Origin of the sequence: Mediterranea sp. An20 (assembly GCF_002160055.1) — a bacterium.
GTDB classification, from domain to species: domain Bacteria; phylum Bacteroidota; class Bacteroidia; order Bacteroidales; family Bacteroidaceae; genus Bacteroides; species Bacteroides avicola.
The window spans coordinates 52,426-79,024 of the sequence record NZ_NFJV01000003.1 but is presented as its reverse complement, the minus strand read 5'-3'; the positions used below and the strand labels follow the sequence as shown (position 1 = coordinate 79,024).

The 26,599-nt window shown below is 49.9% G+C and carries 33 protein-coding genes; 19 read left to right on the top strand and 14 right to left on the bottom strand.

What is annotated here, in order from left to right; all coding sequences use genetic code 11:
• Positions 1–5: 5 nt before the first annotated feature.
• Positions 6–1,694, top strand: coding sequence for a zincin-like metallopeptidase domain-containing protein (locus B5F34_RS02820; protein WP_087335150.1), 1,689 nt, complete (start codon positions 6–8; stop codon positions 1,692–1,694).
• 49 nt (positions 1,695–1,743) lie between these two features.
• Here B5F34_RS02820 and B5F34_RS02815 read toward each other — a convergent pair whose 3' ends face one another.
• The 5 genes from B5F34_RS02815 to B5F34_RS02795 all read right to left on the bottom strand — a co-directional run bounded on the left by B5F34_RS02815 (position 1,744) and on the right by B5F34_RS02795 (position 3,665).
• Entirely contained in the window at positions 1,744–2,031 is a 288-nt protein-coding gene (locus B5F34_RS02815) for a hypothetical protein (RefSeq protein WP_087334849.1), read from the bottom strand.
• 6 nt (positions 2,032–2,037) lie between these two features.
• Positions 2,038–2,232: a hypothetical protein gene (locus B5F34_RS02810; protein ID WP_087334847.1), complete on the bottom strand. Its 195-nt coding sequence runs from the start codon at positions 2,230–2,232 to the stop codon at positions 2,038–2,040.
• Positions 2,229–2,579 (bottom strand): hypothetical protein, encoded by a 351-nt coding sequence (locus tag B5F34_RS02805; protein WP_087334845.1) that lies wholly within the window; start codon positions 2,577–2,579, stop codon positions 2,229–2,231. Before B5F34_RS02805 ends, B5F34_RS02810 begins: the two co-directional genes overlap by 4 nt.
• Positions 2,580–2,979: 400 nt before the next feature.
• On the bottom strand, positions 2,980–3,162 hold the full coding sequence (locus B5F34_RS02800; protein WP_087334844.1) for a hypothetical protein: 183 nt from the start codon (positions 3,160–3,162) through the stop codon (positions 2,980–2,982).
• 17 nt (positions 3,163–3,179) lie between these two features.
• The gene (locus tag B5F34_RS02795; RefSeq protein ID WP_087335147.1) at positions 3,180–3,665 is read right to left on the bottom strand and encodes a hypothetical protein; all 486 of its coding nucleotides are present in this window, start codon (positions 3,663–3,665) and stop codon (positions 3,180–3,182) included.
• A gap of 87 nt (positions 3,666–3,752) precedes the next feature.
• Between B5F34_RS02795 and B5F34_RS17515 the strand changes: the two genes are divergently transcribed.
• The gene (locus tag B5F34_RS17515; RefSeq protein WP_087334842.1) at positions 3,753–4,115 is read left to right on the top strand and encodes a hypothetical protein; all 363 of its coding nucleotides are present in this window, start codon (positions 3,753–3,755) and stop codon (positions 4,113–4,115) included.
• Between the two features lie 51 nt (positions 4,116–4,166).
• On the opposite strand, the gene B5F34_RS02785 is transcribed toward B5F34_RS17515, so the two are convergent.
• Complete coding sequence (locus tag B5F34_RS02785) at positions 4,167–4,748, bottom strand: hypothetical protein (protein WP_087334839.1); 582 nt, start codon at positions 4,746–4,748, stop codon at positions 4,167–4,169.
• 382 nt (positions 4,749–5,130) lie between these two features.
• On the opposite strand from B5F34_RS02785, the gene B5F34_RS02780 reads away from it, so the two are divergent.
• Together B5F34_RS02780 and B5F34_RS02775 are read left to right on the top strand one after the other, a co-directional pair.
• Positions 5,131–5,763 carry a DUF6088 family protein gene (locus B5F34_RS02780; RefSeq protein ID WP_087334838.1) on the top strand — a complete coding sequence of 211 codons (633 nt, stop codon included), beginning with the start codon at positions 5,131–5,133 and terminating at the stop codon, positions 5,761–5,763.
• Complete coding sequence (locus B5F34_RS02775; protein ID WP_087334836.1) at positions 5,738–6,781, top strand: nucleotidyl transferase AbiEii/AbiGii toxin family protein; 1,044 nt, start codon at positions 5,738–5,740, stop codon at positions 6,779–6,781. The genes B5F34_RS02780 and B5F34_RS02775 overlap by 26 nt, the downstream gene beginning before the upstream one ends.
• A 125-nt stretch (positions 6,782–6,906) precedes the next feature.
• Here B5F34_RS02775 and B5F34_RS02770 read toward each other — a convergent pair whose 3' ends face one another.
• From B5F34_RS02770 to B5F34_RS02740, 7 genes are all read right to left on the bottom strand, one after another.
• The gene (locus B5F34_RS02770; RefSeq protein ID WP_087334835.1) at positions 6,907–8,373 is read right to left on the bottom strand and encodes an OmpA family protein; all 1,467 of its coding nucleotides are present in this window, start codon (positions 8,371–8,373) and stop codon (positions 6,907–6,909) included.
• A 52-nt stretch (positions 8,374–8,425) separates the two neighbouring features.
• Positions 8,426–9,877, bottom strand: a complete 1,452-nt coding sequence (gene mobV / locus B5F34_RS02765; protein ID WP_087334833.1) for a MobV family relaxase — start codon at positions 9,875–9,877, stop codon at positions 8,426–8,428.
• A 181-nt stretch (positions 9,878–10,058) separates the two neighbouring features.
• The gene (locus tag B5F34_RS02760; protein WP_087335145.1) at positions 10,059–10,946 is read right to left on the bottom strand and encodes a hypothetical protein; all 888 of its coding nucleotides are present in this window, start codon (positions 10,944–10,946) and stop codon (positions 10,059–10,061) included.
• 64 nt (positions 10,947–11,010) lie between these two features.
• Entirely contained in the window at positions 11,011–11,529 is a 519-nt protein-coding gene (locus B5F34_RS02755; protein WP_204245569.1) for a hypothetical protein, read from the bottom strand.
• Positions 11,526–11,921, bottom strand: a complete 396-nt coding sequence (locus B5F34_RS02750; protein WP_087334832.1) for a hypothetical protein — start codon at positions 11,919–11,921, stop codon at positions 11,526–11,528. Before B5F34_RS02750 ends, B5F34_RS02755 begins: the two co-directional genes overlap by 4 nt.
• A gap of 9 nt (positions 11,922–11,930) precedes the next feature.
• A complete protein-coding gene (locus B5F34_RS02745) occupies positions 11,931–12,383 on the bottom strand; it encodes a hypothetical protein (RefSeq protein ID WP_087334830.1) in 453 nt (150 codons plus the stop codon).
• 18 nt (positions 12,384–12,401) lie between these two features.
• Positions 12,402–13,451 (bottom strand): hypothetical protein, encoded by a 1,050-nt coding sequence (locus B5F34_RS02740; RefSeq protein ID WP_239448774.1) that lies wholly within the window; start codon positions 13,449–13,451, stop codon positions 12,402–12,404.
• A 235-nt stretch (positions 13,452–13,686) separates the two neighbouring features.
• Here B5F34_RS02740 and B5F34_RS02735 point away from each other — a divergent pair, with 235 nt between their 5' ends.
• From B5F34_RS02735 to mobV (B5F34_RS02695), 8 genes are all read left to right on the top strand, one after another.
• A complete protein-coding gene (locus tag B5F34_RS02735) occupies positions 13,687–14,319 on the top strand; it encodes a recombinase family protein (protein ID WP_087334828.1) in 633 nt (210 codons plus the stop codon).
• 39 nt (positions 14,320–14,358) lie between these two features.
• Complete coding sequence (locus B5F34_RS02730; protein WP_087334826.1) at positions 14,359–14,928, top strand: GNAT family N-acetyltransferase; 570 nt, start codon at positions 14,359–14,361, stop codon at positions 14,926–14,928.
• Positions 14,919–15,434 (top strand): GNAT family N-acetyltransferase, encoded by a 516-nt coding sequence (locus tag B5F34_RS02725; protein ID WP_087334824.1) that lies wholly within the window; start codon positions 14,919–14,921, stop codon positions 15,432–15,434. The genes B5F34_RS02730 and B5F34_RS02725 overlap by 10 nt, the downstream gene beginning before the upstream one ends.
• 279 nt (positions 15,435–15,713) lie before the next feature.
• Entirely contained in the window at positions 15,714–16,943 is a 1,230-nt protein-coding gene (locus tag B5F34_RS02720; protein ID WP_087334822.1) for a site-specific integrase, read from the top strand.
• Positions 16,940–17,311: a hypothetical protein gene (locus B5F34_RS02715; RefSeq protein WP_087334820.1), complete on the top strand. Its 372-nt coding sequence runs from the start codon at positions 16,940–16,942 to the stop codon at positions 17,309–17,311. Before B5F34_RS02720 ends, B5F34_RS02715 begins: the two co-directional genes overlap by 4 nt.
• A 328-nt stretch (positions 17,312–17,639) precedes the next feature.
• Positions 17,640–18,827, top strand: a complete 1,188-nt coding sequence (locus tag B5F34_RS02705) for a primase-helicase family protein (protein WP_087334817.1) — start codon at positions 17,640–17,642, stop codon at positions 18,825–18,827.
• A 90-nt stretch (positions 18,828–18,917) separates the two neighbouring features.
• Entirely contained in the window at positions 18,918–19,250 is a 333-nt protein-coding gene (locus tag B5F34_RS17270; RefSeq protein ID WP_239448772.1) for a hypothetical protein, read from the top strand.
• A gap of 171 nt (positions 19,251–19,421) precedes the next feature.
• Positions 19,422–20,792, top strand: a complete 1,371-nt coding sequence (gene mobV, locus B5F34_RS02695) for a MobV family relaxase (protein ID WP_087334813.1) — start codon at positions 19,422–19,424, stop codon at positions 20,790–20,792.
• 88 nt (positions 20,793–20,880) lie between these two features.
• Here the strand turns inward: mobV (B5F34_RS02695) and B5F34_RS02690 are convergent, their stop codons facing one another.
• Positions 20,881–21,780, bottom strand: a complete 900-nt coding sequence (locus B5F34_RS02690; protein WP_087334810.1) for a helix-turn-helix domain-containing protein — start codon at positions 21,778–21,780, stop codon at positions 20,881–20,883.
• Between the two features lie 241 nt (positions 21,781–22,021).
• Here B5F34_RS02690 and B5F34_RS02685 point away from each other — a divergent pair, with 241 nt between their 5' ends.
• The 7 genes from B5F34_RS02685 to B5F34_RS02655 all read left to right on the top strand — a co-directional run bounded on the left by B5F34_RS02685 (position 22,022) and on the right by B5F34_RS02655 (position 26,599).
• Positions 22,022–22,456 (top strand): nuclear transport factor 2 family protein, encoded by a 435-nt coding sequence (locus B5F34_RS02685; protein WP_087334808.1) that lies wholly within the window; start codon positions 22,022–22,024, stop codon positions 22,454–22,456.
• Positions 22,457–22,490: 34 nt separating this feature from the next.
• Positions 22,491–22,871 carry a nuclear transport factor 2 family protein gene (locus B5F34_RS02680; protein WP_162609276.1) on the top strand — a complete coding sequence of 127 codons (381 nt, stop codon included), beginning with the start codon at positions 22,491–22,493 and terminating at the stop codon, positions 22,869–22,871.
• An 18-nt stretch (positions 22,872–22,889) separates the two neighbouring features.
• Positions 22,890–23,462, top strand: coding sequence for a DapH/DapD/GlmU-related protein (locus B5F34_RS02675; RefSeq protein WP_087334803.1), 573 nt, complete (start codon positions 22,890–22,892; stop codon positions 23,460–23,462).
• A 13-nt stretch (positions 23,463–23,475) separates the two neighbouring features.
• Entirely contained in the window at positions 23,476–24,522 is a 1,047-nt protein-coding gene (locus B5F34_RS02670; RefSeq protein ID WP_087334801.1) for an alpha/beta hydrolase, read from the top strand.
• Positions 24,523–24,529: 7 nt separating this feature from the next.
• Positions 24,530–25,147 (top strand): flavodoxin, encoded by a 618-nt coding sequence (locus tag B5F34_RS02665; RefSeq protein WP_239448770.1) that lies wholly within the window; start codon positions 24,530–24,532, stop codon positions 25,145–25,147.
• 11 nt (positions 25,148–25,158) lie between these two features.
• On the top strand, positions 25,159–25,974 hold the full coding sequence (locus B5F34_RS02660) for an SDR family oxidoreductase (protein WP_087334799.1): 816 nt from the start codon (positions 25,159–25,161) through the stop codon (positions 25,972–25,974).
• 130 nt (positions 25,975–26,104) lie between these two features.
• Positions 26,105–26,599: a hypothetical protein gene (locus B5F34_RS02655; protein WP_239448767.1), complete on the top strand. Its 495-nt coding sequence runs from the start codon at positions 26,105–26,107 to the stop codon at positions 26,597–26,599.

The following is a 26,599-nucleotide window of genomic DNA, read 5'->3' as shown; positions in this document are numbered from 1 at the left end:
CGGATATGGCCGGTTACAGACGACAGAACGCGGACGGGCCGAACAGCGAGGAAAAGGCTCTCGACCTGTTCGCCGAGATGATGATTGAAAAGATAGAAAGCATCAATAAGGACTGGCGCAAGCCCTGGTTCACGGAAGGCGCATTGCAGTGGCCGCGCAACCTGTCCGGACGCGAATACAACGGCATGAACGCCTTCATGTTGATGCTGCACTGCGAGAAAGAGGGGTACAAGATACCCCGCTTCTGTACCTTCGACTGCGTGCAGCGGATGAACAAGCCGGGCAAGGACGGACAGGAACTGCCGAGGGTCTCCGTGCTGCGCGGCGAGAAATCCTTCCCGGTGATGCTTACCACTTTCACCTGCATACACAAGGAGACGAAGGAGAAAATCAAGTATGACGACTACAAGAATCTCTCCGAAGATGAGAAGAAGGAGTACAATGTCTATCCGAGGATGCAGGTTTTCAGGGTGTTCAACGTGCAGCAGACCAACCTGCGGGAAGCGCGTCCGGAATTGTGGGAAAAGCTGGAAAAGGAAAACGGCCGTCCTGAAGTCAAGGCAGGCGAACAGTTCGACTTCGAGCCGGTGGACCGGATGATAAGCGAGAACCTGTGGATCTGTCCCATACGGCCCATGCATCAGGATAGTGCGTACTATTCCATTACGAAGAATGAAATCGTAGTGCCGGAAAAGAGGCAGTTCAAGGACGGGGAAGCGTTCTACGGCACCCTGTTCCACGAGATGACCCATTCCACCGGTGCGAAAGGCGTGCTCGACCGCCTCGAACCGACAGCCTTCGGTTCAAAGGAATATGCCAGGGAGGAACTGGTGGCCGAACTCGGCAGCGCACTGGTCTCACAGCGTTACGGCATGACCAAACACATCAAGGAAGACAGCTGCGCCTACCTCAAGTCCTGGCTCGACTCATTGAAAGAGTCCCCGCAGTTCATCAAGACGACCCTGATGGATGTAAAAAAGGCATCCTCTATAATCACGCAGAAGGTGGACAGGATTGCAAGGGGACTGGACGAAGACAATACGGAACGGAAAGGAAACGAGGTCTCTCCGCAGGAAAAGACATTCTATGCGTCCGTTGCCTACCTCCAGTCCACAGACGACACAAGCCGGCTGGACGAACTGAGGGACAAAGGGGACTATGAGGGGCTGCTGGCCTGCGCCAAGGAATATTATGACGGGAACGGTATGGATGAACAATACACCTACCAGACCCCCTTGCAGCACAGGGGCGATAACCTGCTTGTCGAGGACAAGGACTTTGCCGTCGTGTATAACGGGAGTGTGGGCGGCACCTATGAGGTGATGCTGAAATACTCGGAACAGGAGGTACGCGACCACATCAACCGCTACGGCATTGACCGTGCGAGCGTGGATGTGAAAGAGCTTGCCAAGGATATGGTCGTTGAACAGTTTGCCAAACTGACGCATCAGAGAATGCCGGTATTCGAAATGCCGAGCGGGGATATTCTGTATGCAACGTACAACAGGGAGAAGGATGCGCTCGATGTGGGAGGTGTATGCAATGCGGGTCTTGCCGTGCGGCACAGCTTTCCATACAACCACAACTCGACGTTTGATGGCAACCTGATGGCCGTAAACGAGAAACTGAACGAACTCGACGAATACAGGGAGGAGCTACAAGAGGCGGAATATGGCGGCGGAATGCGGCGATAGGCAAAAAAAGGAACACGGGGCCGGCGTGAATGCCAGCCCCGTGTCTTTGTCAGCTTTGCTGAAAATACTCCTGCCAATTCTCTTCATCAACGGTCAGTCTGTCCATTTCCCAATCATATTCCACTTCAGGCATATTGGAATAAGGGAAATACACGGTATAGCCTATCTGACCGTAAGAGCTGTGCAAGGGTATAACACAAATCTCGTGGCCATAATATGGCTGTGGCGTACAGTATTTACGCCAGTTGAAACGGCCTGCCGCAATATTGCAGCAAAGTAACTTCAGAGCCATTATACCTTTCCATGCTTGAAAGTCTTTCTTGCAATTTCTTTCCATAATAATCTAATGAGCCAAGTTATAATAAATTTCGGGTTCGCCTGATACATTGTAAATCCAACTGCCGCACCGAATCAGCAGTGCATTCTTTCCGTAGTACAGGCTTTTCATGCCGGCAATGCTCCCGGACTTGTGGAAATTAGGGAAACGGCAGATGCCGATTCTCGCGCCATCCCGCCTGTAAAGTGTCTTTGTTCTCATGTCAATGCTGTTTTTAATGAGTTATAAAAATCCGTGAAATTTTTTTTCGCCTCTTCCATCTCATCCACAATGTCCTTGATATGGTAAGGTGCGCCACATTTTCCGTGCCCGTCATAGCCAATCCACCGGTAGGCTTCATAGTCGGGGTCAAAGTCCTCGCAATTCCGCTCCACCTCCCTAAGAAACCCGTCAAATTTGTTTCCTGTCAGTTCGACACAAAATCCGTAATCCAGTCCGTGCTTTGTGTAATAGCAGAAATCGAATACTACAGTGTCTTCTTCCTCGTCTGTACTTACTATCCAGCCGAAATCGAAGGCGATGCTTTTGATTAGTTCTACTGTTGTCATTGTCCTGTTTTTTATTTTCCCTTTGTTCCGGGCCTTCCGACCCGCCGCAGGGATTGTTTTTATGTGCGGTTTCCACGGCGAAGGCAAGGATGGCAGGCAAGGAATCAGCGGTGAAATTTTATGAAATGCCGCCATCTGTGATTGCGGAAAGTTTCCGTCAAATTTTATCCTGATAGCCAGGGCGGTCCTTGACCGGGCCGTCCGTTCGCCGTACCTTTGCCGCATAAAAACATCCTGTGGGGGTGCTGGCGGCACATGGAAATGAGCGTTTATCCATTATAAAAGGAGGGAGCCCATGACCTATGGGCATGTTATAACAGGCTCGGCCAGTCCCGTTGTGAGGCAGCCACCACCGGCCGGGACACCGCCTCTGCCGATGATGGCTGTCTTGTCATTCAAATCATATCTTGTTTACAGTATTCTCCAGATATTCAATCCGCCTATATACGGCGGATGCTTCAGGATAGCATTCCGTCAATTCCGCCCATTCGAGGGTCTTGTGCAGTTGGTCAAAAGCCTGCCTCAATTCTGCAAGTCCGTCCCGAAGTTTCCGTTTCAAGTCAATTCTTTCCTGTTCGTTCATAATCCTTTAATTTAGAGTCAGAAATGATAATCAATGACGCCTCCAATGTAGAGCAGCGTGCCGGGTTCATACCCACATATCTCACGCATGAACTCGTAAGACTGTTCGGCATAGGATTGCATACCATCCGCATCTGTGTAAAACCAGTAAGCTGTTTCAAGCGGGTTTTTCAAGTATTTTTCAAGCTGATAGACCGAGCCGATATAATCCAGCATCGTGTCAGGGGTAACGGCTTCCATCTTGCTGCGCAAACCTGCCACAAAATCCTCCTTCCACTTTTCCGCCCCGCCGGTGTAGCGGATTGTATCTTCATCGACAAGCTCGAACATCCCTGTGGGCAGGATATGGTTTACCAATATGTCAATGTGGTACTTGCGCTCCTCCTCGCCGATTTCGCAGCAATAGTCAAAATAACTGTTGTCGCCCTGCATAAGCGTGTCCTCGTTCAGATAGCATTCCTTGTCCACCTTTGTCGTTGTAATTTGAAAAATTTTGCTGTGCATAATCTTGAAATTTAATTTGTTGAACATTCTTTTTTCTTCCCTTTTCTCGAAAGCCTTCTTCGGCTTCCTTGTCGGGAAAGATTTTACATGCAGGAAAGACAGCGTGTAAAGAACAGGAAAGGCAAGGAAACCGTCAGGGATTTAACGGAATACCCAACCCTGCGGGGAACTGAAAGTTCATCTTCGATTTGGGAAGGCTGCCGCTCAATCCGTGAACCGGTTAGCGCAGCGGTACTTGACGGCTGGACGGACGCTGTACCTTTGCATGGGAAAATCACTCCGGCGGGGAATGCCGAAACGGAGGAACGGTCGATGGCCCATGATAAAAGCGGACAGAAGTCATGGAATAAAAAGGCAGGACGGCAGGAACATACAAAAGGTTGCAGTGCCTTCCAGGGCATCCGGCTAAAACAGGGAGCAGGGACCGGAAAAAGGATTGTGATGACATGAAAAATCCCCCGAACTGACTTGCAGCCCGGGAGATATGCCCCTTTACCCGAGTCAACCTATCACTTCAAACTCATGCAGGTAGCAGAAAGCATCTTCGCACTTCTCACTCCATTCTGCGTCAAGAGCTTCGACATCCTTTGCCGACCTTATCGGTTTCCCGGTCTCTTTCTCAATCCACTTGAACGCATCTTCCTGATTCTCGAAGTATTCGCTGATGTACTCTTCTTCGGGCGTACAGGCATCAAAAAAATACCTGTCGGGGAAATAGACGCCCGAACTGTCGTTCGTTTCATAAATTCCTATGCCCGGCTCTTCCGCCTGAAAGTAATAGTAAAGTGACGGATATTTTTCCCTCACAAGGTCAAACACCTCATTGCAGGGAGACCACGCCGTCTCGGTGTATAACCTTATCACTTCGCCGTCCATTTCGAGGCAGCTCCACTCACCACGACAACTTACATCGTTCCAATCCTTGCCCAAGGCATCCACAAGGCATCCCAGCCATGTAGTCCCGAAGCCGTTTTCCACTGAAGGGTTTTCCATGTCTTCCAGTCTTTTCATTAACTCATAGAGGCTCTTGATTTCTTTTGCGTCGCCCTCTATCACATACGCACTTGAACACCAATTAGGCATAACTCTTAAATTTAATCCGTTAAACTTTTTCTTTATCTTTCCCTTTTCTCGGAGCCTTACGGCTTCCGGTCGGGAATGATTTTCGTGCGTGAAAAGACTGCGGGTCAGGGGCAATAAGGCAAGTGGACGGCAAAGTAGCTGATGAAATACCCAAATCTGTGATTTGCGGAAAGCTGTCATCCGGTACGCAGGCCTGTCAGCATGGCGGTACTTGACATTCCCCCTCCGCAGTACCTTTGCACGGAAAAACAGGGCTGACAGGCAGCCGGAGTATGAGAATATGGCTATAATCAGATAAAATAGGATAAAATCTTACCAGAGTATTTTGCCAGTTCAAATTATATCGGTAATTTTGCAAAAAATACCGAGTAAACAGAGAGCAATGAAAGAAGATAAAGTTGTGCATATTATCAAAAAACGCATTGATGAAGCTGATAATGGAACGCTGTTTTTCAGCAACAGTTTTCCTGAATTTGATGATGAATATGTGGGACACATATTATCAAACCTTGTTGCGGACAATATTCTTCACCGGCTTTGTCGGGGAGTTTATCTAAAAGCCGAAGAGACACGGTTCGGACTTGTGTATCCTCCTGTCGATCATATAGCAAAAGCCATTGCAGAAAGGGATAATGCGCAGATTTTACCGACAGGAGCAACTGCTCTCAATGTCCTCGGACTTTCAACACAAGTTCCGATGAACTCGGTATTCCTTACTTCCGGTTCGGCAAGAGCAATTAAACTTGGGGAACGGACAATCAGATTCAAACGTGCCGTACCGAAGAATTTTGCAATTAAAGGTACAAAACGCAGTCTTATCGTACAGGCTCTAAAAGCCATTGGAGAAAATAATGTTACTGAAGATGAGTATAATAGAATTTGTGCCTTGATAAAGAAATATCCCGAACATGAAACGCTGGCAGATGATTTACGCTTAATGCCGAATTGGATAAGAAAAATTTTCGTAAAGACATTAAATTATCAAAGCAATGAATACTCTTTGGCAAAATCTTAACATATCGGAAAAGATAGCAGCGGTACAGGCTGTGGCAGCAGATAAAAACATTGAAGAACGTGCTGTAGAGAAAGATTGGTGGGTAACAGCTGTAATGAAAGCCATTTTTAATACAGAGTGTGCGGAATATCTTCTGTTTAAGGGAGGGACATCACTTAGCAAAGGATGGAACTTGATCAGCCGCTTCAGTGAAGACCTTGACTTGTCAATCAACCGTACTTTTTATATTGACAAACTCGGTCTTAATTGCGCAAAGGCAGAAAACAACACCCAACTGAAAAATCTTAGAAAAGCATCGCGTGATTATATACATGAGACTCTGTCGCAAGAACTCGCCAAAGAACTTGAGAGACTTGGTATTGCAGGGTTCCAAATACAAAATCTAACAGAGAAAGAGACTCTTGATGGAATTGAAAAGATTTCTCATGACAGCGACCCGACTGTCATTTTTGTCAATTATGACAGCATATTCCCTATGTATGATGGAGATATAGAACCGCGTGTAAAAATAGAGATAAGTTGTCTATCCATGACTGAACCGTTTGAGGTGAAAGCCATTTCCTCATTATTACATGACAAGTTTGCCGATATAGACGGCAGCATTTGTTCTGAAATCAAGACAGTGACTCCATCAAGGACTTTTCTTGAAAAAATTTTTCTTCTCAACGAGGAATTTCAGAAAGACAAACCTCGCTCAAGAAGAATGAGCCGGCATTTGTACGACATTGATAAAATAATGGATTCAGGACATGGGAATATAGCATTGTCAGACTTAAGCCTTTACCGCAGGATTGTCGAGCATAGGAGAAAATTTTATCATCTCGGCTATGTGAACTACGATCTTGATTATCCGGAGCATTTGTCTTTTATTCCCCAAGGAGAGATGTTGCAGGCATATCAACGTGATTATGAGGATAATATGATTGACGGCTATATATACGGAAAGGCGGATTCATTTGAAGATTTGTTGAATCGTCTTCAAAAACTTCAGGATAGGCTACGCCAAATTAAAATATGAGCAGCAAGAAAATACTCGGTAATTTTGCAAAAATTACCGAGTGCTTTCTTATCGTATTTGTCACATTATGCTGTGTTGTTATATGCCAGTTTCTATAATGGGTATAGCTTCATCATTATGCTGTTTTATTGTTTAATGAAAAGCACAACTTTCGTATGCCTGTTAGCTTCATCAGGTACATAATCAGAAATGCCTCCCTCATAGAGTTTTTCAATGCACTCTGTCGAAATACCCCGTTTGACGAGTTCATCTGCAATATAATCGGCTCTGGCTGTGCTCAGCGTGTTGTTGATGGAAGCTGTGCCTGTCGCACTGTCCGCCGCTCCAGTGACTTTCACGGACAGTCCGTATTTCATGGCCACATGAGCGATCGCATCAAGATTGACCTTTTGCAGAGAGTCCGTAAGGCGGGCTGAATTAAGGTCGAAGAAGAAATAGACCGGAGAACCTATACATTCGTCTCCATGCTGCATGAGGGCGAAATAACCGGCCGCAGAAACAGTGTCCGGGCGGTTGATTGCCGCGTTCCATTTTCCGGGCAGGCTGTCCGTTCCCGCTTTGCTGATGCTGTCCGTATTCATGCCTTGAATACTATCTGTACCCGTTTCTGTTGCAAGAGACGAATTGCCGTCCCAATGACGGTTCTTCAACCGGGCTCGGAGGGAGTTCAGTCCGCTGTAATTGTTTATGGGAAACCTCCTGTCATCGGCTTCCATGTCTTCAAACAGGTGTCCGTAAGTATCAAGCAGTCCTTCGATTTCGAGAACCTTCTTCAGCTCGTCCAAAGTCCTTCTTTCCTTGTCCAGCTTTCCGGCATATCGCCTGTTCCGTTCAGCCAAGGCGTTCGCATAGCCGGTCAGCCACTCGTTGCGCCGTTCATACGGGCGATGGTCAACAGCACGTTTCCAGCCGACCTTGCCGATGCTGAAAGAGAATCCCGCCGTCAGCGAGAGCATGTGGTCTCCGAGACGGTTCGCTTTTCCGTATCCGTCGAAGTCCTGGAATGTGGTCGTCCCGGAAAGTTCCATCAGGACGCTTACTCTCCTGGATATGTGGTACTGGCCCTGTATGCCGTATGATATGGCAAGAGGGTTGTGTCCGTTGTCCGCATTGTGCAGCAGTCCGAGACCCGCATACGGGGAAAGCCTCCAGCGAACCTCGTCCTGTTTTGCATACCTGTTTCCGAGCAGATTCCACATCAGATCCGCATGGACATAATGATATTCCTGTGTGGACAGTTGACTGTCCTTGAAATGCAGCCCGCTGTAATTGACACGGACGCCGACCGACGGTGTGAACCATTTGCCCACACCTATAGTGTACGAAGGCTTGAGTCTTCCGAAAAGGTCTTCACAGCCGAGCGGCGTGCCGAGAAACGCCGATGTCCCTCCGGACAGGCTGACAAACCAGTTGCCGCTTTTGCGTGTCGGGACTACCACTCCGTCAAGATAAGAGGGCTGCATCGGGCGTAGCATTTCAATGCCGTTACTGAAACTTTCATACCGGACAGTATCGCTGTCCGACGGTGCAGCATTCGCATGGTTGTGCAGCGAACAAAGTGCCGCAAAGAACAAAATGATATGTTTCGTCATAATCTGATACTTTATTGGTTGATTCTTTTGATTTATGGGTCAGGGATGCCGGTCAACGCTTGGGCTTCCTGCCGGTTGCAGGTTTCATCATGCGACTTGCCATCCTCATGCAGCGGAGAGCCCATGCACGGTTGTCCTCGTCTTCGTCCCGTCCCCATTTGAGGTCGCTCTTGCTTCCGCCTCCGCCATGTGTTTCGGCAAAGGTGGTGGCATCATCAACCATGCCCAGGAACAGCAGGGTGGCGCAGTGCATGACCTCTTTCCCTTGTTCCGCTATGGACTGTACAAGAGTGCCGTCAAACATCTGCCGTTCCGGGCCGGTCATCCGTGCCGAAAGGTCACGGAACTCATTCACCATATTCTCCAGCATCGCGTCCTTGAGCAGACTGTCCACTTTGGAATGGACATCACGGGAGTATTTGTAGGCTTCTTCCTTGAGATGTTCCGTCCTCTCCTGAATGGCATCCATGTTCTCTTTGAGGTCGGACAGCTGCCGGTCAGCCAGCTTCAGCTTATTCTGTTTGTCTGCCAGTTTAAGCTGGATATAGGCAAGCTCCTTTTTCAGCTTGTCCGTCTCGGCGGATATGGCATCGGCATCGCCCTTGTGCTCTTTCAGTTCGTCTTCAAGAACAGCGAGTCTTGCTTCCTTCTCCGCCTGCTTCTTCTGGAGATTTTCCACCATAGAGGTCAATCCCTTGACCCTGCGTTCTGCCAGCCTGATGTCCGACCGGAGGTCCGAAAGGACTTCCTTATGGCGGGCAATTTGCTCCTCGATGGTCGTACATTCCTCCGACAGCATACGGCGGTATTCCTCGGTCGTTCTGTGACGAGCGCCGGACTCTGAGACGCTGCTACCTCTGGAAAGTCCCCACTTCCTGTTCACCTCGGCAAAGTCGCTGTGCAGCTGCTTCATTCTCGCGCTGTACTCGTATTTGTCCTTTCCGGCAAATATCTCCTTGTATGCAAACTTGCCGTCCTTTATTGGCAGTAGCGTACAATGTACATGGGGATTTTGTTCATCGAGGTGCACAACGAACGCCGTGATGTTCTGCTCGCCATACTTTTCACTGATGAATCTATAGGCATCCTTTGCCCACTGCTCAATTTCCGGCTTTCTGACGATCCGGCTGTTGTCCGCTCCTTGCTCGAAATCCACATCCTGCTTTCCAAAGGCAAGCTGCCGCATCAGCTCGCGGGAGCCGCCGAGGATAATGTTAACTACCGTCCTGTACTTGGGCTCCACCAGTCCTTCGTTCGGGTCCTTAATACCCCGCTGACGGAGACTTTCAGCCATCCTGTCCGGAATGCTCCGGCTTTTGTCCACAGGACGCACCTTGCCGTTTACTATCTCAAAGTTCAGATGTTCCCTTGTCGGGTCGTAGTTGCCTTTCTTCATGGCATATTCCGCCGCCTTCTCACTGCGGTTACGCAGATGTTCGTTGCTTTGGGCGGTGGTGATGCCTTTGGAGACCTGAACGTCGAGAACCTGTTTTGCATTTGCCATACTGTTTCTTCTGTTGCATTGGATAATCTTTCATGTCCCAGCTTGCTGCCTGCCTGGACATCTCTCCCAATGGCTCCTGTCATTGGGGTATTAGGCTCCCCATCCATTTGTTTGGTGGCAGACGGGCAAGCCCGGATGCCTGCTATAAATGGCAGGACGGCTTCGTCGGTTAAAGGACGGATTATCCGTGGTTATACAATGGGGTTCGGCAGTCCGCACCTGCGGATTTCTCCAGGGCTTTCGCCGCAGCCGACAGGAACGGGTCGTGAAGGTCGTCAAGGAGCAGCTGACGGTCGTCGTCGTGGTCGATGTCCTTTTCTTTCCCTGAGTTCAGAATTTGCTCTGCAAGGGTCTTTGACAGGTCAATGAATGACGGCCAGCTTGCTCCCAGATCGAGGCAGAAGTATTGTATGAGCTTCATGCTTTCTTCCGGCTTCGACCGGCCAAGCACTTTCCGCAGGGCGGCAAGGACGATGCACTCCACGGCGGCGATGTGGATTTCCAGCACCCGCGCGTCCATCCTCTCCGGCAACTTCTGCAAGGTGACACGGCACTCGTCTTCCGGCAGTTCATCCTTGAGTCCGGCATCGGTGATGGCCTTGTGTACAACCTGCCCGCAGGCAATACCGGCGTCATCGGAAGTGATGCTGCCGTTTACCCATCCGGACAGGATTCCGTTCAACTGTCGGACAATGCCTGCGGTTCTCTGTACAATATCAGGTACGGCATGGCTGCCATCATGCAGGTGCATGGTGATGACCATGCTTTTCGGCAGTTTCGTCCTTTCCAGCTGTCCGAATGATTCCAGCGTATCCAGAAAGGAACGGACAGTTGCCCTGTGCCACCGCCATTCGGTTGCGAGGTCTGAAACGGTCACATGGCACTGCCTCGGCCGGAGCTCGAAATCCTGATTTCTTAAAAAAGGGGAAACAAAGCCTGCCAGCGACTTGTCCAACAGGTCGCAATAGGCTTCCGTCCTTGTCTTGCGTTCACCGACCTTTTCCTTGAGAAAGTCGAACAGGCCGATACTCGCTGATATGGTTGCGGTCATTTCTTCTTTATTCTTCATCTTCATTCTGTTTTTTGTGATTGACTATTGTGCGGATAAGATAAGGCCGCTTCTGTCCGCATTATCATGGCAGCCTCGCGTGATGATTGCAATGGTAGATGTCTGACATCTCATCCGGATGTTCCGACAGGTAAAGTCTCCTGTCCCGGTCCTCCCATTCGGCCAGGACTCTGCCGGAGGGATAGAACAGGGCAGCCAGAAGGATATATGAGACGGTGACGGACAGGGTGAACAACTGCGGCACGGCACATACTGCCAGTGCGAAACCGCCGCAGGCGACAAATGCCTTCGGACGGTCGAGCAGCTTGCGGAGCCATCTGTCCGTTCTCCTGGCGGAGAACATGGCGGCACATACGATGGCAGACAATACCGTGCCGAACTGTCCGGGATGTTCGGTCGTATAGACATAGTGGAAAAGGAGCAGCAGGACCACAAGCACCTGCGTGTAGAGCTTGCGGGCCCGGGCATTGCCTGTCATGGCGCGGTAGAATGCTGCCATGAAGGGACGGCGGCTCCTGTACAACGCCATCGGCAGAAAGACAGGCAGCGCAAGGAATACGAACTGTAATAAAAGACAAATCATAAGCGGTATGGTTTTGAAGTCATGTGTATGGGCTGTTCGAGCAGTTCCAACCGGACAATGCCGTGCGTGGCCAACAGTATGATGGCTTCCGCATCCTTGGCAGTAAGGTACATGGCAGCTTTCTTGATCCGCTGGCGGAACTGCCTGTCCTGCTTGCGCAGTGTGGCCAACGCCCTGTCCAGATCATGTTCGGGAATGTGCCATACGGTGCCCTCGGCGCACTCTCCGTGCGGCCTGAATGCCCGCAGCACCAGCGTGCGGGAAACGAGGTAGTCCGTCCTGTCGCTCCTTGCGATGACGTGTTCCCTGAAGAGGCTGTCATCGGCCACTTCAATCCATGTCCTGTGTGCATTGATCCAGTAAACCATCTGTCGGTACAGTGTGTTTCGCATAAGCCTGAATTACATAAAATCCATCAGCACTTCTTCCTTGCTCCTGCTGTACTTCAACGCCCCGCTTCTGGAGTGCAGTTCGAGATCGAGGCAAAGGTCTCCGTACATCAGGTCCATCGAATCGTAGATGGTGGCGAATACGCAACTGACCATGCCGTCGGCATCGGTCTTGGCGTTCATCTTGAACATCTGCCCGAATGCGGGATTGGAGTAGGCGCATGTGCTGTGCCCGTACTGCTCCGTCGGCATCGGGATATGGTGGTACAGTGTAATCAGTTCCATGTCGTCCTCGAACATGTCCATTACCTCTTCCAGCTCGTAGGTGTCGTGCAGAGGAAATGTGAGCAGTACATAGTCGCCATAGAACTGCGGCTCCTCCATTGTCGTCACATCAAGGAGTTGCGGCAGCTGCAACGGGACGAAAGAAAGGAAATCGTTCAGGAAATGTCGTAGCATAGTCATGTCTGTTTTGTATTTCGTTTATAATGTCCGGATATATATCCCCATCAGCGTGCCGGGCAGTTCCGCCAGCCCGTCATTGTCGGACTGCAGGATTTCTCCCAGTCCGGCAAAGGCCCCAGGCATCTGTTGTGAAATGCCGCGCAGTTCCTCCTTTTCCCGGGCGGAGAGCAGAACCGTGCAGATGCCGTCCATCGAGATGTAGGGCTGCAGTATCATGCACGCATATCCGAACGCCTGCGCCCTGGATTTCACCTTGCCCTCGCGGATGTCATCGAGGCAGGCGACCGCATTCTGTATAATCCGGCGGTTGGTGCGCATGGCCATGTATATCATCGCATCCCGGTAGGAAATCTCCTTGTTCTCCGCAGCGAGGAAAACCAGCGAGCAGCACCGTTCCGTGTCTTTTGTCAGGTCCGACATATCCTCTCCGGCCAGACCGTCAAGGTGCGCAAGAAAGGTGCGGAACATAACATCCTCGTCCCTGATGAATGTTTTCAGGCCGGTAAGACTATGTATTCCGCCCCGCAATGTCCCGGCAAGCAACCGGCGGTACGCCGAACGAATGCCGTCGCCGTCAACGGCAAGGGGCGGGATACTGTCAAGAGAACCGAAGAACGGCCTTATACTGTCTGCCGCGTCCGTCAGTTCCTTGTCGCCGCAATAGGGAGAAGTCCTTTCCATGAGCGTGAACACGTCCTGATAGGAACGGGTTCCTGACCGGGACAGACGGACGAACTCCGTGCGGAGAGAATCGTGAATCTCGCCGCATTTGCCGTATAGGTCGGAATGTGGATTGCCGGAAGTGTCCTGCGCCGCATAGAAAAAGACGGAATCCTTGAGGGACTGCCAGCGGTTGACATGTCCGGCCAGTTCTTCCGTCGAAAGGGTGTCCATGCCTCTGATTTCACTCAGGAACCTGCCGTATGTTCCGGCTGGGTCATCTTTCATTGGCGGCTCCGCACTGCCACTCCCGCCGCTGCAAGAAACGGACAGGGATATGGCTACTGAAGCGGCAACCAATCCGGCCAGAAGCGACCTTGATTTTGAATATGATTTTGTTAATTCCATATTGTATTTTCATATTAAAACGACACAAAACTATATAATATTTGCCATAAAACGCCATGTAAAACGATAATTTGACAATTATTTTTCTTTATATTCAACAGTATGATTTACAATGAAAACAAGTGAAAGAAAAAGTAGGGTCCGGATATGATTTTTTGAATAAATACGGCAGAGTATGATTTCAAACAAATAAAAATATTACCTTTGTATCAGTTATCATTTTAAGTGCAAGAAAATGGCAAAAGTAGGATACATATTCAAGGCTAATCACTATGACTCATACGAGGCCGATAAGGAATGGATGCTGAATTTCGGCTGTGTACAGGTGATAGAGGAAGAGACTGATCATGAACTGATGCGTCCGCAATGGAAACAGCTCATGAATGCCCTTGACCGGGGCGACGAGCTTGTGGTATCGAAGTTCAGCAACGCGGTTCGCGGGGTGCGTGAGCTTGCCGTCTGCATAGAGATGTGCAGGATCAAGGTCGTGCGCCTGATTTCCATCCATGACAGGATTGACAGCCGTAACGAGCTGTTCAAGGAGACTACGGCGGCAGAGGTTCTCGAAATGGTCGGAGCCCTCCCGGAAGAAATAGCCGCACTGCGGAAGTCTTCCAGCCATATCATGATGTTCCAGAAGAATATCAAGTCGCCGGCCAAGACGGAGAAAACTTTATCCAGGACTGAACGGGAAAGGACCATCGTGGACATGTATAACAACGGCTATTCCATCGACGACATTGCCAGCGTAAGCGGATTCAGCAGCAGGAGCTCGATATTCCGCATACTGAACAAATACAATGTCGATTTGAACAGGGGCCGGACCAAAGGGCCGAGACGAAAAAAGGGAACAGAGGAAACGGAATGAAATTAAAGTCGGACTTTCAAACACACTTGAACTTGTACCATGAATAAAGAAATAGCTACAGAACGGCTTGTGTTGCGTCCTTGGCAAGAATCTGATGCAGAATCCTTATATAAATATGCTCAAGATCCTGCAATCGGGCCTATTGCAGGTTGGCCACCTCACACGTCCGTAGAAGACAGCCTGAACATCATCCGTACTGTCTTTGCCGCTCCGGAAACTTATGCTGTTGTCTTGAAAGAAACCGGTGAACCGGTTGGGAGCATAGGTATCATGCTCGGGGATGGTCTGCACAGTGCCGAAATGCGGGCAAACGAGGCTGAAATAGGCTATTGGATAGGCAAGCCTTATTGGGGACAGGGTTTGATACCCGAAGCCGTGCGTTGCCTGCTGAAGAGATGTTTTGAGGATTTGGGAATGACTGCCGTCTGGTGCGGCTATTATGACGGCAACACGAAGTCGCGCCGAGTGATGGAGAAATGCGGTTTCCGCTTTCATCATACAGAAGAAGGCAATACCTCTCCGTTGGGCGATGTCCGCACCGAGCATTTCATGTGGATGACGAAGGAGGAATGGTTGAAGATTTCAAAAGAAGAAAATTTATGCAAATAACATTTCAGGAGATAAAAGAAGAGGATTTCGGTGCTTTCCGCCAAGATGTCAAGGATATATTTTCCATTGCCGTAATAAGGGAATTCGGTAATCCAGAACGAGGTGAAGTGATTCCAGATGAAGACATAGACGAAGCTTTATTTCATCCTCAGGCAGAAGTTTACTATATTCTCGCGGACGGAGAAAAAATAGGTGGTGTAACATTACGGAATGACAAAGAATCTCATCGCAATTCTGTTGATTTATTTTATATCTATCCTGACTGTCATGGACGTGGGCTTGGGACACAGGTGTGGCAAGCCATTGAGCAACTATATCCTAATACAGCAGTGTGGGAACTTGTAACTCCTTATTTCGAGAAACGGAATATCCATTTCTATTTGAATAAATGTGGCTTCCGTATCGTGGAGTTCTTCTGCAAATATCACAAGGACTCTTCCAGACACAGTGGTGGGCTTGATTATCAGGACGAATATTTCCGTTTTGAAAAGCAAATGAACATCTGACATGAGAAACATACAGAAAATCTATGGAAAAACCTCCGAATTTCGGCAGATTAACGCAATGTAATCTGTAAATTAGGTGGTTAGGAGAAAATCGCGGAAGTTGGGCAGAGGGCTGAAAAGCGTTTCAAAGCGGATTGGAGAAAGAGAACGGTTTCCTAATCGTTACCCGTCAGAAGTGCAGATTTAACAGTCGCCGCTTCGTTTGCGCCGTTCTGCGTAGGTTTGCTTGTCAAGGTTTAACTCGTTGATTTATAGTTTTGCAACCAAAAAAGAACGAGTATGACAAGGAGCACATTTCGCGTGCTGTTCTATGCGAACGGCAGCAAGGAAAAGAACGGAATTGTCCCCATCATGGGACGGGTTACAATCAACGGAACGGTGGCGCAGTTCAGTTGCAAGCGGAGCATCGCAAAGGAGCTTTGGGACGCAAAGGGCAACCGTGCCAAAGGCAAGAGCGTGGAAGCGAGGGAAACCAACCTTGCGCTTGACAACATCAAGGCGCAAATCATCAAGCACTACCAGCGCATATCCGACCGTGAGGCGTTTGTCACGGCAGAGATGGTACGCAATGCCTATCAGGGCATTGGCGGCGAGTATGAGACGCTGCTCAAAGCCTTCGACCGTGAAAACGAGGTGTTCAAGAAGCGTGTCGGCAAGGACAGGAAACTGGCAACCTACCGCTCACGAGTTGTGGCGAGAAACTACGTAGCGGTATTCATCAAGTCGTTCTACAAGCGCAACGACATGTCTATGCTGGAACTTACGCCCGACTTCATCAAGGAGTTTGCGGTCTATCTTTCCACGGAGGCGGGATTGCGCAACGGCACGATATGGGAGAAGTGCATGTGGCTGAAAGGTGTGGTGATGCGTGCACACTTCAACGGGCTGATACCGAGAAATCCGTTTGCGCAGTTTCATATCAGCCCGAATGTCAAGGAGCGTGAATTTCTGACGGAGGACGAGTTGAAGGCGGTGATGACGCACGAGTTCACAGACCCGAAGCTGGCATATATCCGTGACCTCTTCGTGTTTGCGAGCTTCACCGCCCTTTCTTTCGTGGACATCAAGGAACTGACCAACGACCGCATCGTGGAAGTGAACGGCGAAAAGTGGATTATCTCCAAGCGGCACAAGACGGGCGTACCGTTCCAAGTGAAGCTGCTGGACATCCCCTTGCAGATAATAGAGCGTTACCGTCCGTTCCAAGAAAACAACCTCGTGTTCCCCAATCTGAACTATTGGTCCATCTGCAAACCGTTGAAGAAGATGATACGGGAATGCGGTGTGAATAAGGACATCAGCTTCCATTGCTCAAGACATGGATTCGCAACCCTGGCCCTCTGCAAAGGTATGCCGATAGAGAGCGTAAGCCGCATTTTAGGGCATACGAACATCGAAACGACCCAAATCTATGCGAAGATAACCGTGGAGAAGCTGGATAATGACCTCACTATGCTGGGTGACAAGTTGAGCAAGTCATTCGGCAACATCAAAGTGGCAGGGATATGAAACGGACAACAATCACAATGGACGGGTGCGGCAGGGTTGCCGTGCCGTCCGATGCCGCCAACGTGTGGATGAGCGAAATGGAATTGGTAAGTCTGTTCGGTGTAATCGCCCAGACACTCCGTGCCGCCATCCGAGCCGTGTACAGGAGCAGAGTGTTGCAACCTTACGAAGCGGAGAGGCACACCAAACTGCCCAGCGGTTATTATGCGGTAACGTATGCCATGCCGATGGTCGTGGCACTTGCCTTCCGTATCAATACACCTAATGCCGCAAGGGTATGCAATGCCCTATTGGAAAGGCTGTGCTTGCGAAAAGAAAGGCAAGTTTTGTTGGTTTCTATGGGGAGTAATCCCTTATGCAGATGTTAAATTGTACTCGTTGGTGACTTTTACAGCCTGTTTATTAGCTGTTTAACCTGATGTAATGGCATCAATAAACCTATAAACCAGCATATCCATTTACCTGCGATATCCCATTTACCCGAAGAAGTGCGATTTTGCTTCTTCGGGCTTTTTCTTTTCGCCTTTGGATGGTTGAAGTTGCCCGTTCCGCCGCATTTTCTTGTCTGTCAGTTTCTTTTGCGCCGTTCTGCATCGTTTTACGTATCAAGGTTTTAACCATCCTGCCGTAGCTTTGCATCCATGTCTAATCCGCTTGCCGACAATACGTTGGCGGCACAAAAATTATATTAGAAACATGGAGAAAAAAGAAGAATTCATCCGAGTAGGCACCACGCTCTACAAGATTGTGGACCAGCCCCGTATTGACGGCGGCTATGTGAGGAAACGCATCGCATGGAACTCCGAGACCCTGCGGCAGGACTACGGCAAGGACTACATGGCGGGCATCCCCAAGTATGACGGCTTCTGCACCGTACCCGACCATGTGGGCTACAAGCCCGTAGTCGGCAAGTTCCTCAACCTCTACGAACCGATAAGCCACCGATCGCAGGAGGGGGATTTCCCCTGCATCCGCTCGTTGGTGGAACACATCTTCGGAGAACAGTACGGGTTGGGCATGGACTACCTACAACTGCTGTATCTTTACCCCATTCAGAAACTACCCATCCTCCTGCTCGTGTCCGAAGAGAGGAACACGGGCAAGAGCACGTTCCTGAACTTCCTGAAAGCCATTTTCCAGAACAACGTGACGTTCAACACCAACGAGGACTTCCGCAGCCAGTTCAACTCCGACTGGGCTGGCAAGCTGCTCATCATGGTGGACGAGGTGTTATTAAACCGCCGTGAGGACAGCGAGCGGCTGAAGAACCTCAGCACCACACTTTCCTACAAGGTGGAGGCGAAAGGCAAAGACCGTGACGAGATAGGCTTCTTCGCCAAGTTCGTGCTTTGTTCCAACAACGAGCACCTGCCCGTCATCATTGACGCAGGGGAGACACGCTATTGGGTGCGGAAGATTGTGCCGTTACAAAGTGACGATACCGACTTCCTGCAAAAGCTGAAAGCGGAGATACCCGCTTTCCTGCATTTCCTTGCCAACCGTAAGTTATCCACCGAAAAGGAAAGCCGCATGTGGTTCAACCCGAAGCTGCTGGAAACGGAAGCCCTGCGGAAGATAATCCGAAGCAACCGCAACCGGCTGGAGATAGAGATGGCGGAACTGCTGCTCGACATCATGGCGAAGATGGAAGTGGAAACGGTTTCCTTTTGTCTGAACGACATCATCCCGTTGCTTGTCTGCTCGCAAGTCAAGGTGGAGAAGTCGCAGGTTCGGAAAGTGGTGCAGGAGTGCTGGAAGCTGACACCTGCGCCCAACGGTCTTACCTATACCGCCTACCAATACGGCGGCACAGACCGTTACCAAACCCGAAGATGCGTGGGCAGGTACTATACCGTCACGAAAGAACTGCTGGAAAGGCTTTGATATTCTGTTGAATTGTTGAATAAGGATAGAAAAGTATTGGTATATAATAACATACAACCTCAACAAACCGCCAACAACACACAACGGCTGATGAAAAGAAGAAGCATCGGCACACCGTTTCGGATTTGCTTTTTCTTTTCACATCCGTTTGTTGGGCGATACACTTTTGTTGAGAGATTGTTTAGAACTTATCTTGTTGCATATCAATATATTATCTATAAACATCAACAATTCAACGCTTTTTCACCCCTCAACAAGTCCGCCGGGGAAGCGACAGGGGGTGAACGCCGCCATCAGCAGGCTGGTCGGACGGACTTCCGTCCTGCCGACCGACAAGGGAAAGCCGATACTGCTGGCGAAAAGAAAAAGACGACCAATAGCCGCCGACATCACCGCAGGCTTTTGGGGAACAAAAAGCCATAGCTCATTAGGGCGTTTTCTTCACGCACCGCTGACGCTCCTGCTAAAAACACCCCAATGAGCCAGCGGGGTTACACCCCTCTGGACACCCCCGTTTGTTCCGTGCGGCTATAACCGCAGGCAGGCGGACATCAACAAACAAGTTTGTACAACCTAAAAAAACAAGAAAAGAACATGGGATATACCAGCATCCAAATCAACAAGGCGAAAGGGTCGGCTGACACGGGTGCATCCGATCACATAGAACGCAAGACCATGCCCAAGAACGCAGACCCCACACGCACCCACCTCAACCGTGAGCTGGTGGAGTTTCCCGACGGTGTGGCAGACCGCACCGAGGCGATAAGCCACCGCATCCGCACGGCAGGCATCAAGCGGAAGATAACGCCCGACCAAGTACGGGCAATCCGCATTGTGCTTTCGGGCACGCATGAGGACATGGTGAGGGTGCAGGACGAGGGCAGACTGGACGAATGGTGTGATGACAACCTACAATGGCTGCACCGCACGTTCGGAAAGGAGAATACCGTTTCGGCAGTGCTGCACATGGACGAACACACGCCGCACATCCATGCCACGGTCGTGCCGATAGTGACGGGCGAGCGCAGGAAAGCCAAGAAGAAGCAAGCGGACGGCAGACGCACCTACCGCAAGAAAGCCAACGCCGTTCGCTTGTGCGCCGACGACCTCTTGACCCGTGAAAGGCTTGTCGCCTACCACGACAGCTACGCCGCAGCAATGGCGAAGTACGGCTTGAAGCGTGGCATACGGGGTTCGGAGGCACGGCACACCACCACCGCCCAATACTACCGTGACCTGAAACGGCAGACTGGAGAGCTTGAAGCCAATGTGCAACAACTACAAACCGAACAGCGGCAGGCTGAACAACAACTTGACGAAGTGCGGAAAGAAATCAAGTCGGAGAAGCTGGAAGCCGCCAAGACCGAGGCGAAAGCGGCACTCGTGGCAAAGGTCGGTTCTCTTTTGGGCAGCGGCAAGTTGAAAGAGCTTGAAGCCGACAACCGCACCCTGCAAAATGAGGTCGCAGCCCGTGACGAAAGCATCGAACTGTTGCAACGGCAAATGCAGCGGCAGCAAGAGGAACACCAACGGCAACTGATGGAACTGCAAGCCAAGCACCGCAGGGAGATGTCGGACAAGGAAGCGGAACACCAAAAGGGAGTGTCATTCCTGAAATCCATTATCAAAAAAGCAAAGAAATGGTTTCCGCTGTTCCAAGAGTTGGTGTACATGGAGAGCTTCTGCCTTAAAATCGGTTTCAATGAGCGGCAGACCGCCACGCTCATCAGCGGCAAGCCGCTGTTCTACGAGGGCGAACTCTATTCGGAGGAACACAAGCGGAAGTTCAAGACCGAAAGGGCGGGATTCCAAGTGGTGAAAGACCCGAAAGACAGGTCCAAACTTGCGCTTGCCATCAATGGGCAACTGATTGGCGAGTGGTTCAAGGAGCAATTCGACAAACTGTTTTCGTCCATTAGGAGGACGGTTGCACCGCACAGAACAGACAAAGGATTGGGATTGTAAGCAATGCCAACGGGAGGGTAGCAAGTTTGTGTTTTGGGCAGACCAAAACCAGCTTGCTGAATCCCGTTGGTCAAACGATAATGATATCTTAATTCTTTCCTCTATACTCATTTGGCGTAATTCCCGTTGCTTTCTTGAATACCCGCGTGAAATGCTGTGGATATTGAAAACCAAGACCGTAGGCTATTTGGCTGATGGAACGTGTCGGGAGCAACAGTTGCTCTTTGGCAAGGGAGATGATTTTGTTCTGGATGCACTCCAAGGCGGTCTTGCCCGTCTCTTTCTTAATCAGGTCGCCGAAGTAGTTGGGTGAAAGGCATAGTTCGCCAGCGCAGTATTTCACGGTGGGCAATCCTTTCTGCAAGGCATTGTCACCCGTGAAATAGTTGTCAAGCAATGCCTCAAAGCGGGTCAGGATGTCGCGGTTGGCATCCTGCCTAGTGATGAACTGGCGTTCATAGAAACGGAGGCAATAGTTGAGCAGCAACTCGATATTGTTAGCTATCAGGCGTTTGCTCAAACGGTCGATGGAGTGTTGCAGTTCTTCCTGTATCTTCGTCAGGCAATCAATGAACGTGACGCGCTCCCGTTCCGAAAGGTGCAACGCCTCGTTGACTTCGTAAGAAAAGAACGTGTATTCCTTGATGTTGCGTCCGAGGTTCGTGCCACGGATGAGGTCGGGATGGAAACACAGCGCATAGCCTTGGGGCTGGAACTCCTCGCCCGTGTCCTCAATGCCGATGACTTGCCCCGGAGCCAGACAAACCACCGAGCCTTTTTGGTAATCGTACCGCTGACGGCCATAAATCAGGTCGCAATTCTTCTCATCTTTCAGAAACACCACGTAGAAGCTGAATGTATGCCGCATGTGCCGCATCGGCTTCGCTTTTGAGAGGTCAATCACGCTCACCTGCGGATGCAGGGTTTCCACACCGAGCATATCGTCATAGTCCATCACCGTTTCTATATTCAATAAGGTCTTTTCCATATCGTCATCATTTGAGGGTTGCCGAGACAAAGGTAATGAACTTCATCGGCTTTGCCATACGCAACGATGTAAAATCTGTGTTTTGGTGAAGTATATCCGTGTTTTATATCATCCTTTACAAAGTGCTGATTATAACTAAAATAAAAATCAGTGGATATGTGAAGACCGTCCGTGTTTTGTATAATGGTGAATCGGGAGATACCGTCTAACTTTGCAGCGTGAACAATAAACAGATAATATAATGAAACAAGAATTAGAAGACCGCATGGCGTTGAAGGATTTAGTAGACCGCTATGCAACCGAATCGGACAAGAACAACCAAGATTATTATCGTGAAATCTTCCGCCCGGATGTAAAACTGAAAGTGTATTTCGGTGAGAAACTGGGTATGGACATTAACAATGTGGAAGATATGATTGCGCAGTACAAGGCATTCGGGGCGGCAAAGGCTTCGTTCCACCAGAATGGGCAGCAAGTGGTGGACTTCGTGGACGAAAACCATGCCAACGGAATCTGCTATGCGATAGCCACACTGGTTACGGAAGAGAACGGGAAAGACAAACTGACATTACACGCCGTCCGTTACTATGACAAATATGTGAAAATGGACGGGCGTTGGTGGATTGCAGAACGTGAACAGCATTTTGTCTATTCTTCCGTTCCGCCGTTGGCTTAATGCATTCCTCCTGTTCATTCCCTTTTCAATGGCAATGGATAATATGGAAACCGACAAGGCTGAAATAAGCCGATGCTATCGGGAACTGTACCGTTGTATGATAGACAAGGACACCACTGGGCTTGGGCGTTTACTTGACAATGGTTTTGTACTTGTACACATGACTGGCATGAGACAATCCAAACAGGAATTTCAACGCTACATAGCCAATGGAACATTGAATTATTATTCGTGCAACGACACACGGCTGGACATCAAGGTCAATGGCAGGCAAGCCAACTGCACAGGCAAAAGCGAAGTCAATGCGGCTGTGTTTGGAGGGAAACGACATACATGGAATCTGCAACTTGACATTGATTTTAGAAAGGAGGACTGGCGTTGGCTGATGACCAAAGCCACAGCCTCTGTTTATTAAAATAGTAATATCAGAACAATGAATGAGGTGAAGAAAGATATAATAAGCATGATGCGGAACGGAGAACCCGTCAGCATGAATGACCCGGAATATGCAGCGGCTGCAACTTTAATCGCTGACACATGGAAAAAATGTGAAGAAATAAACTGCATCCCGCGTACTTGTTGGGAACTGCATGATGTGATAATAGAAAAGTTGGGAATACAATTACCTGAAACGTCCAACATTGTACAGCCGTTTCATATCGACATGGCAAGCGGATTGGAAGTTGGCGAGAATGTCTTTATCAACTACAATTGCAGCATGATGTCGTGTGGCGGCATTACCATTGAGGACGGCGTACAGATTGGCCCCAATGTAATGCTTGTAACAACCAATCATGACTTTGCAAAGCGTGAATGGGTACTTCATAAGCCAATTGTCATCAAGAAAGGAGCATGGATTGGCGGACGTTCTCTTATTTTGCCGGGTGTAACTGTTGGCGAAAATGCAGTGGTGGCTGGCGGTGCGGTTGTCACCAAAGATGTTGAACCGAATACCATCGTAGGAGGTAATCCTGCGAAAGTGATAAAACGACTTGATATAAAATAAAATTCGAGAAGATATGAAAACGATTATCCTATCTACATTCGCCCTGTTGCTCGCCGCATCGGGAGCAATGGCGCAACAGAATGACGGGCTTCCGGGAGTGCCGCAAACGGAAAGCTATGTCGTGACACCGGTCGATACGGCAAGCGGCGTGACCGTCCGCAAGGTTTCATTCCTGCGAAGTAATAACATCGTGTTAGTCGGCAACCTTTTCCTGCCGAAAGATTTTGACGGGGCGAAACGCTATCCTGCCATCCTCAGCATCCACCCTGCCGGAAGCGTCAAGGAACAGTCGGCCGGGCTGTACGCCTACCGCTTGGCGGAAAAAGGCTTTGTCACCCTTGCTTTCGATGCGACCTATGCCGGGGAAAGCGGCGGCACGCCCCATTGGTCGGAGGCTCCCTACGAACGGGTGGAGGACATCCGCTATGCCGTGGATTATCTGGTTACGCTTCCCTTCGTGGACGAGCGGCGCATCGGTGCGCTGGGCCTGTGTGCAGGAGGCGGATATGTCATTGCCACTGCTCCGACCGAACGGCGCATCCGTGCCGTTGCCGGAGTGAGTGCCGCCGACATCGGTGCTGCCAACCGGGAAAGCTGGCTGCGCGGACGGAGTGTGGAGGAACAAATCAGATTGCTGGAAGACGTATCCGAACAGCGTACCCGAGAAGCCCGCGGCGCGGAACTGATGAAAGTGTACATGTGTCCCGAACCGGACGAAAACACCGCACCATCCTTCCGTGAGGGATATGAATACTACCGCACCGCCCGTGCGTGGCATCCCCGTGCCGACAACTTCTACCTGCGCCGCAGCCAAGCCACGAAGATGGCATTCTCCGCCATCGAGAACATCTACCTGCTGACACAGCCCGTGTTGCTTGTGGTAGGCGAGAAAGCCGATTCCGAATGGCAGACGGAACGCTTCTACCATGCCTTGCCGGGCAAGGACAAGGAGGTATTCACCATGCCGGGCTATTCGCACATCGACCTTTATGACAAACCCGGAGCCGTCAATCCTGCGGTAGAGAAACTGACGGAGTTCTTCAAACGGACATTAAAATGACATCCTTATGAAACAGAAAATAGCAACCCTGCTCACGATGTTGCTTGCCATGTTGCCAATTACATCGTGCGCACAAACTAATCAAAGAAAGGAACAACGTATGGAAAACAAGAAAACACTCGTGGCCTTCTTCTCACGTGCCGGAGAGAACTACGCCGTTGGGCACATCGAGAAAGGCAATACCCACATCATCGCCGAAATGATTGCCGCAGAAACGGGCGGCGAACTTTTCCACATCCGGCCCGTCACCCCTTATCCCGATGACTACACGGAATGCACGGAGGTCGCCAAGCGGGAATTGAACGCCCATGCCCGTCCCGCCATTCAAGGCGACGCCGCAGTGGAGGATTACGACATCATCTTCATCGGTTATCCCAACTGGTGGGGCGACATGCCGATGCCCATATATACGTTCATCGAAAAGCATAATTGGCAGGGCAAGACTGTTATTCCGTTCTGCACCCACGAGGGCAGCGGATTGTCCGCCACGGAAAGCAAGTTGAAGTCCGCCTGCAAAGGCTCTACGGTACTGAAAGGGCTGGCCGTGCGCGGAGCTACGGCACAGAACAAGCAGGAACAGGCACGGCAAAGCGTGAAGAATTGGCTGAGCAAATTGGATGATTAAACCATGCGAAGATGAAAGACGTAATGATACTCACCGGCGCCGGACAAATCGGAATGGCGATTGCCCGGCGCATGGGATATGGAATGAAGATTGTCATCGGTGATAAACGGTTGGAAAATGCGGAGGCGGTTGCCGATACGATGAACAAGGCCGGGTTCGATGTTGTCCCAATGGAAATGGATTTGTCCAATCGGAGTTCTATCTGCAGTCTGATAGATACGGCACGGCAATACGGAGAGATTGCAATGCTCGTCAATGCCGCCGGAGTTTCGCCCTCGCAGGCTTCCATCGAAACCATACTGAAAGTAGACTTATACGGTACAGCTGTCCTGTTGGAAGAAGTGGGAAAAGTCATCAAGCCGGGCGGTGTGGGCGTGACGATTGCCAGCCAGTCGGGACATCGCCTGCCTGCGCTTACTCCGGACGAAGACAAGCAGCTTGCCTGCACACCTACCGAGGAACTGCTGCAATTGGACTTCCTCCAACCGTCCAACATCCGTGATACACTTCACGCTTACCAATTGGCGAAGCGTTGCAATGTAAAGCGGGTAATGGCAGAGGCTGTCAAATGGGGCAAGCGCGGCGCACGTATCAATTCCATTTCACCCGGAATCATTGTTACTCCGCTCGCTATTGACGAGTTCAACGGGCCACGTGGAAGATTTTATAAGGACATGTTCACCAAATGCCCGGCAGGTCGTCCCGGTACGGCAGATGAGGTGGCGAATGTTGCCGAACTGCTAATGAGCAATCGGGGAGCATTTATCACAGGTACGGATTTTCTGGTGGATGGCGGAGCTACGGCGGATTATTTCTATGGAGATTGATGTAATAGGATTGATGTAATAAGAATGATGCTGGCTAAAATTTATATTGGATTTTTATCAGCATCATTCTTATATTGTTAGAGAAAGCATTATCTTTGCATCCATAAGAGTTGCCTAAACAAGCAAAGCGATGCAGACCACGGCAATTAGAACGGTTGCCAACTCATTACCCCAAAACGAGGTAATTCTTCTAACTCTCTTGATTTCAAAGAGGTATATTCCCTATACAGATTTACAGAAATCCCTCATAATTTGGCTTTGCTTCCTTCCCGTAGCCATTCTCAATGGAGGTCTGCGGGAATACATATTGGTTAAGGTTATCGGAGAAGAATGGGCTTTGCCTGTCAGTGGGATGATATTAAGCGTGTGTATTTTCCTGATAACTTGGATGTTATTGCCTCGAATGATAAAAGCCATTACCTCCAAAGAAAGTTGGTTGATAGGGATAAACTGGATGTTGTTGACAATCGCTTTTGAGTTTTCCGTGGGACTGGCAGGCGGCAATACCGTCGTGAAACTCCTCGCCACTTACAATCCGTTGGACGGTAATCTGTGGTTACTGGTTCTGGCGGCTACGTTGTTGTCTCCAATTATAGTAAAACACATGCATAACACTATCCAATAA

Bases quoted from the DNA above. Each gene is read 5' to 3' on its own strand.
- B5F34_RS02820 (WP_087335150.1), top strand. From the start codon at position 6: ATGGCCGGTTACAGACGACAGAACGCGGACGGGCCGAACAGCGAGGAA.
- B5F34_RS02815 (WP_087334849.1), bottom strand. From the start codon at position 2,031: ATGGAAAGAAATTGCAAGAAAGACTTTCAAGCATGGAAAGGTATAATG.
- B5F34_RS02810 (WP_087334847.1), bottom strand. From the start codon at position 2,232: ATGAGAACAAAGACACTTTACAGGCGGGATGGCGCGAGAATCGGCATC.
- B5F34_RS02805 (WP_087334845.1), bottom strand. From the start codon at position 2,579: ATGACAACAGTAGAACTAATCAAAAGCATCGCCTTCGATTTCGGCTGG.
- B5F34_RS02800 (WP_087334844.1), bottom strand. From the start codon at position 3,162: ATGAACGAACAGGAAAGAATTGACTTGAAACGGAAACTTCGGGACGGA.
- B5F34_RS02795 (WP_087335147.1), bottom strand. From the start codon at position 3,665: ATGCACAGCAAAATTTTTCAAATTACAACGACAAAGGTGGACAAGGAA.
- B5F34_RS17515 (WP_087334842.1), top strand. From the start codon at position 3,753: ATGCAGGAAAGACAGCGTGTAAAGAACAGGAAAGGCAAGGAAACCGTC.
- B5F34_RS02785 (WP_087334839.1), bottom strand. From the start codon at position 4,748: ATGCCTAATTGGTGTTCAAGTGCGTATGTGATAGAGGGCGACGCAAAA.
- B5F34_RS02780 (WP_087334838.1), top strand. From the start codon at position 5,131: ATGAAAGAAGATAAAGTTGTGCATATTATCAAAAAACGCATTGATGAA.
- B5F34_RS02775 (WP_087334836.1), top strand. From the start codon at position 5,738: ATGAATACTCTTTGGCAAAATCTTAACATATCGGAAAAGATAGCAGCG.
- B5F34_RS02770 (WP_087334835.1), bottom strand. From the start codon at position 8,373: ATGACGAAACATATCATTTTGTTCTTTGCGGCACTTTGTTCGCTGCAC.
- mobV (WP_087334833.1), bottom strand. From the start codon at position 9,877: ATGGCAAATGCAAAACAGGTTCTCGACGTTCAGGTCTCCAAAGGCATC.
- B5F34_RS02760 (WP_087335145.1), bottom strand. From the start codon at position 10,946: ATGAAGAATAAAGAAGAAATGACCGCAACCATATCAGCGAGTATCGGC.
- B5F34_RS02755 (WP_204245569.1), bottom strand. From the start codon at position 11,529: ATGATTTGTCTTTTATTACAGTTCGTATTCCTTGCGCTGCCTGTCTTT.
- B5F34_RS02750 (WP_087334832.1), bottom strand. From the start codon at position 11,921: ATGCGAAACACACTGTACCGACAGATGGTTTACTGGATCAATGCACAC.
- B5F34_RS02745 (WP_087334830.1), bottom strand. From the start codon at position 12,383: ATGACTATGCTACGACATTTCCTGAACGATTTCCTTTCTTTCGTCCCG.
- B5F34_RS02740 (WP_239448774.1), bottom strand. From the start codon at position 13,451: ATGGAATTAACAAAATCATATTCAAAATCAAGGTCGCTTCTGGCCGGA.
- B5F34_RS02735 (WP_087334828.1), top strand. From the start codon at position 13,687: ATGGCAAAAGTAGGATACATATTCAAGGCTAATCACTATGACTCATAC.
- B5F34_RS02730 (WP_087334826.1), top strand. From the start codon at position 14,359: ATGAATAAAGAAATAGCTACAGAACGGCTTGTGTTGCGTCCTTGGCAA.
- B5F34_RS02725 (WP_087334824.1), top strand. From the start codon at position 14,919: ATGCAAATAACATTTCAGGAGATAAAAGAAGAGGATTTCGGTGCTTTC.
- B5F34_RS02720 (WP_087334822.1), top strand. From the start codon at position 15,714: ATGACAAGGAGCACATTTCGCGTGCTGTTCTATGCGAACGGCAGCAAG.
- B5F34_RS02715 (WP_087334820.1), top strand. From the start codon at position 16,940: ATGAAACGGACAACAATCACAATGGACGGGTGCGGCAGGGTTGCCGTG.
- B5F34_RS02705 (WP_087334817.1), top strand. From the start codon at position 17,640: ATGGAGAAAAAAGAAGAATTCATCCGAGTAGGCACCACGCTCTACAAG.
- B5F34_RS17270 (WP_239448772.1), top strand. From the start codon at position 18,918: ATGAAAAGAAGAAGCATCGGCACACCGTTTCGGATTTGCTTTTTCTTT.
- mobV (WP_087334813.1), top strand. From the start codon at position 19,422: ATGGGATATACCAGCATCCAAATCAACAAGGCGAAAGGGTCGGCTGAC.
- B5F34_RS02690 (WP_087334810.1), bottom strand. From the start codon at position 21,780: ATGGAAAAGACCTTATTGAATATAGAAACGGTGATGGACTATGACGAT.
- B5F34_RS02685 (WP_087334808.1), top strand. From the start codon at position 22,022: ATGAAACAAGAATTAGAAGACCGCATGGCGTTGAAGGATTTAGTAGAC.
- B5F34_RS02680 (WP_162609276.1), top strand. From the start codon at position 22,491: ATGGATAATATGGAAACCGACAAGGCTGAAATAAGCCGATGCTATCGG.
- B5F34_RS02675 (WP_087334803.1), top strand. From the start codon at position 22,890: ATGAATGAGGTGAAGAAAGATATAATAAGCATGATGCGGAACGGAGAA.
- B5F34_RS02670 (WP_087334801.1), top strand. From the start codon at position 23,476: ATGAAAACGATTATCCTATCTACATTCGCCCTGTTGCTCGCCGCATCG.
- B5F34_RS02665 (WP_239448770.1), top strand. From the start codon at position 24,530: ATGAAACAGAAAATAGCAACCCTGCTCACGATGTTGCTTGCCATGTTG.
- B5F34_RS02660 (WP_087334799.1), top strand. From the start codon at position 25,159: ATGAAAGACGTAATGATACTCACCGGCGCCGGACAAATCGGAATGGCG.
- B5F34_RS02655 (WP_239448767.1), top strand. From the start codon at position 26,105: ATGCAGACCACGGCAATTAGAACGGTTGCCAACTCATTACCCCAAAAC.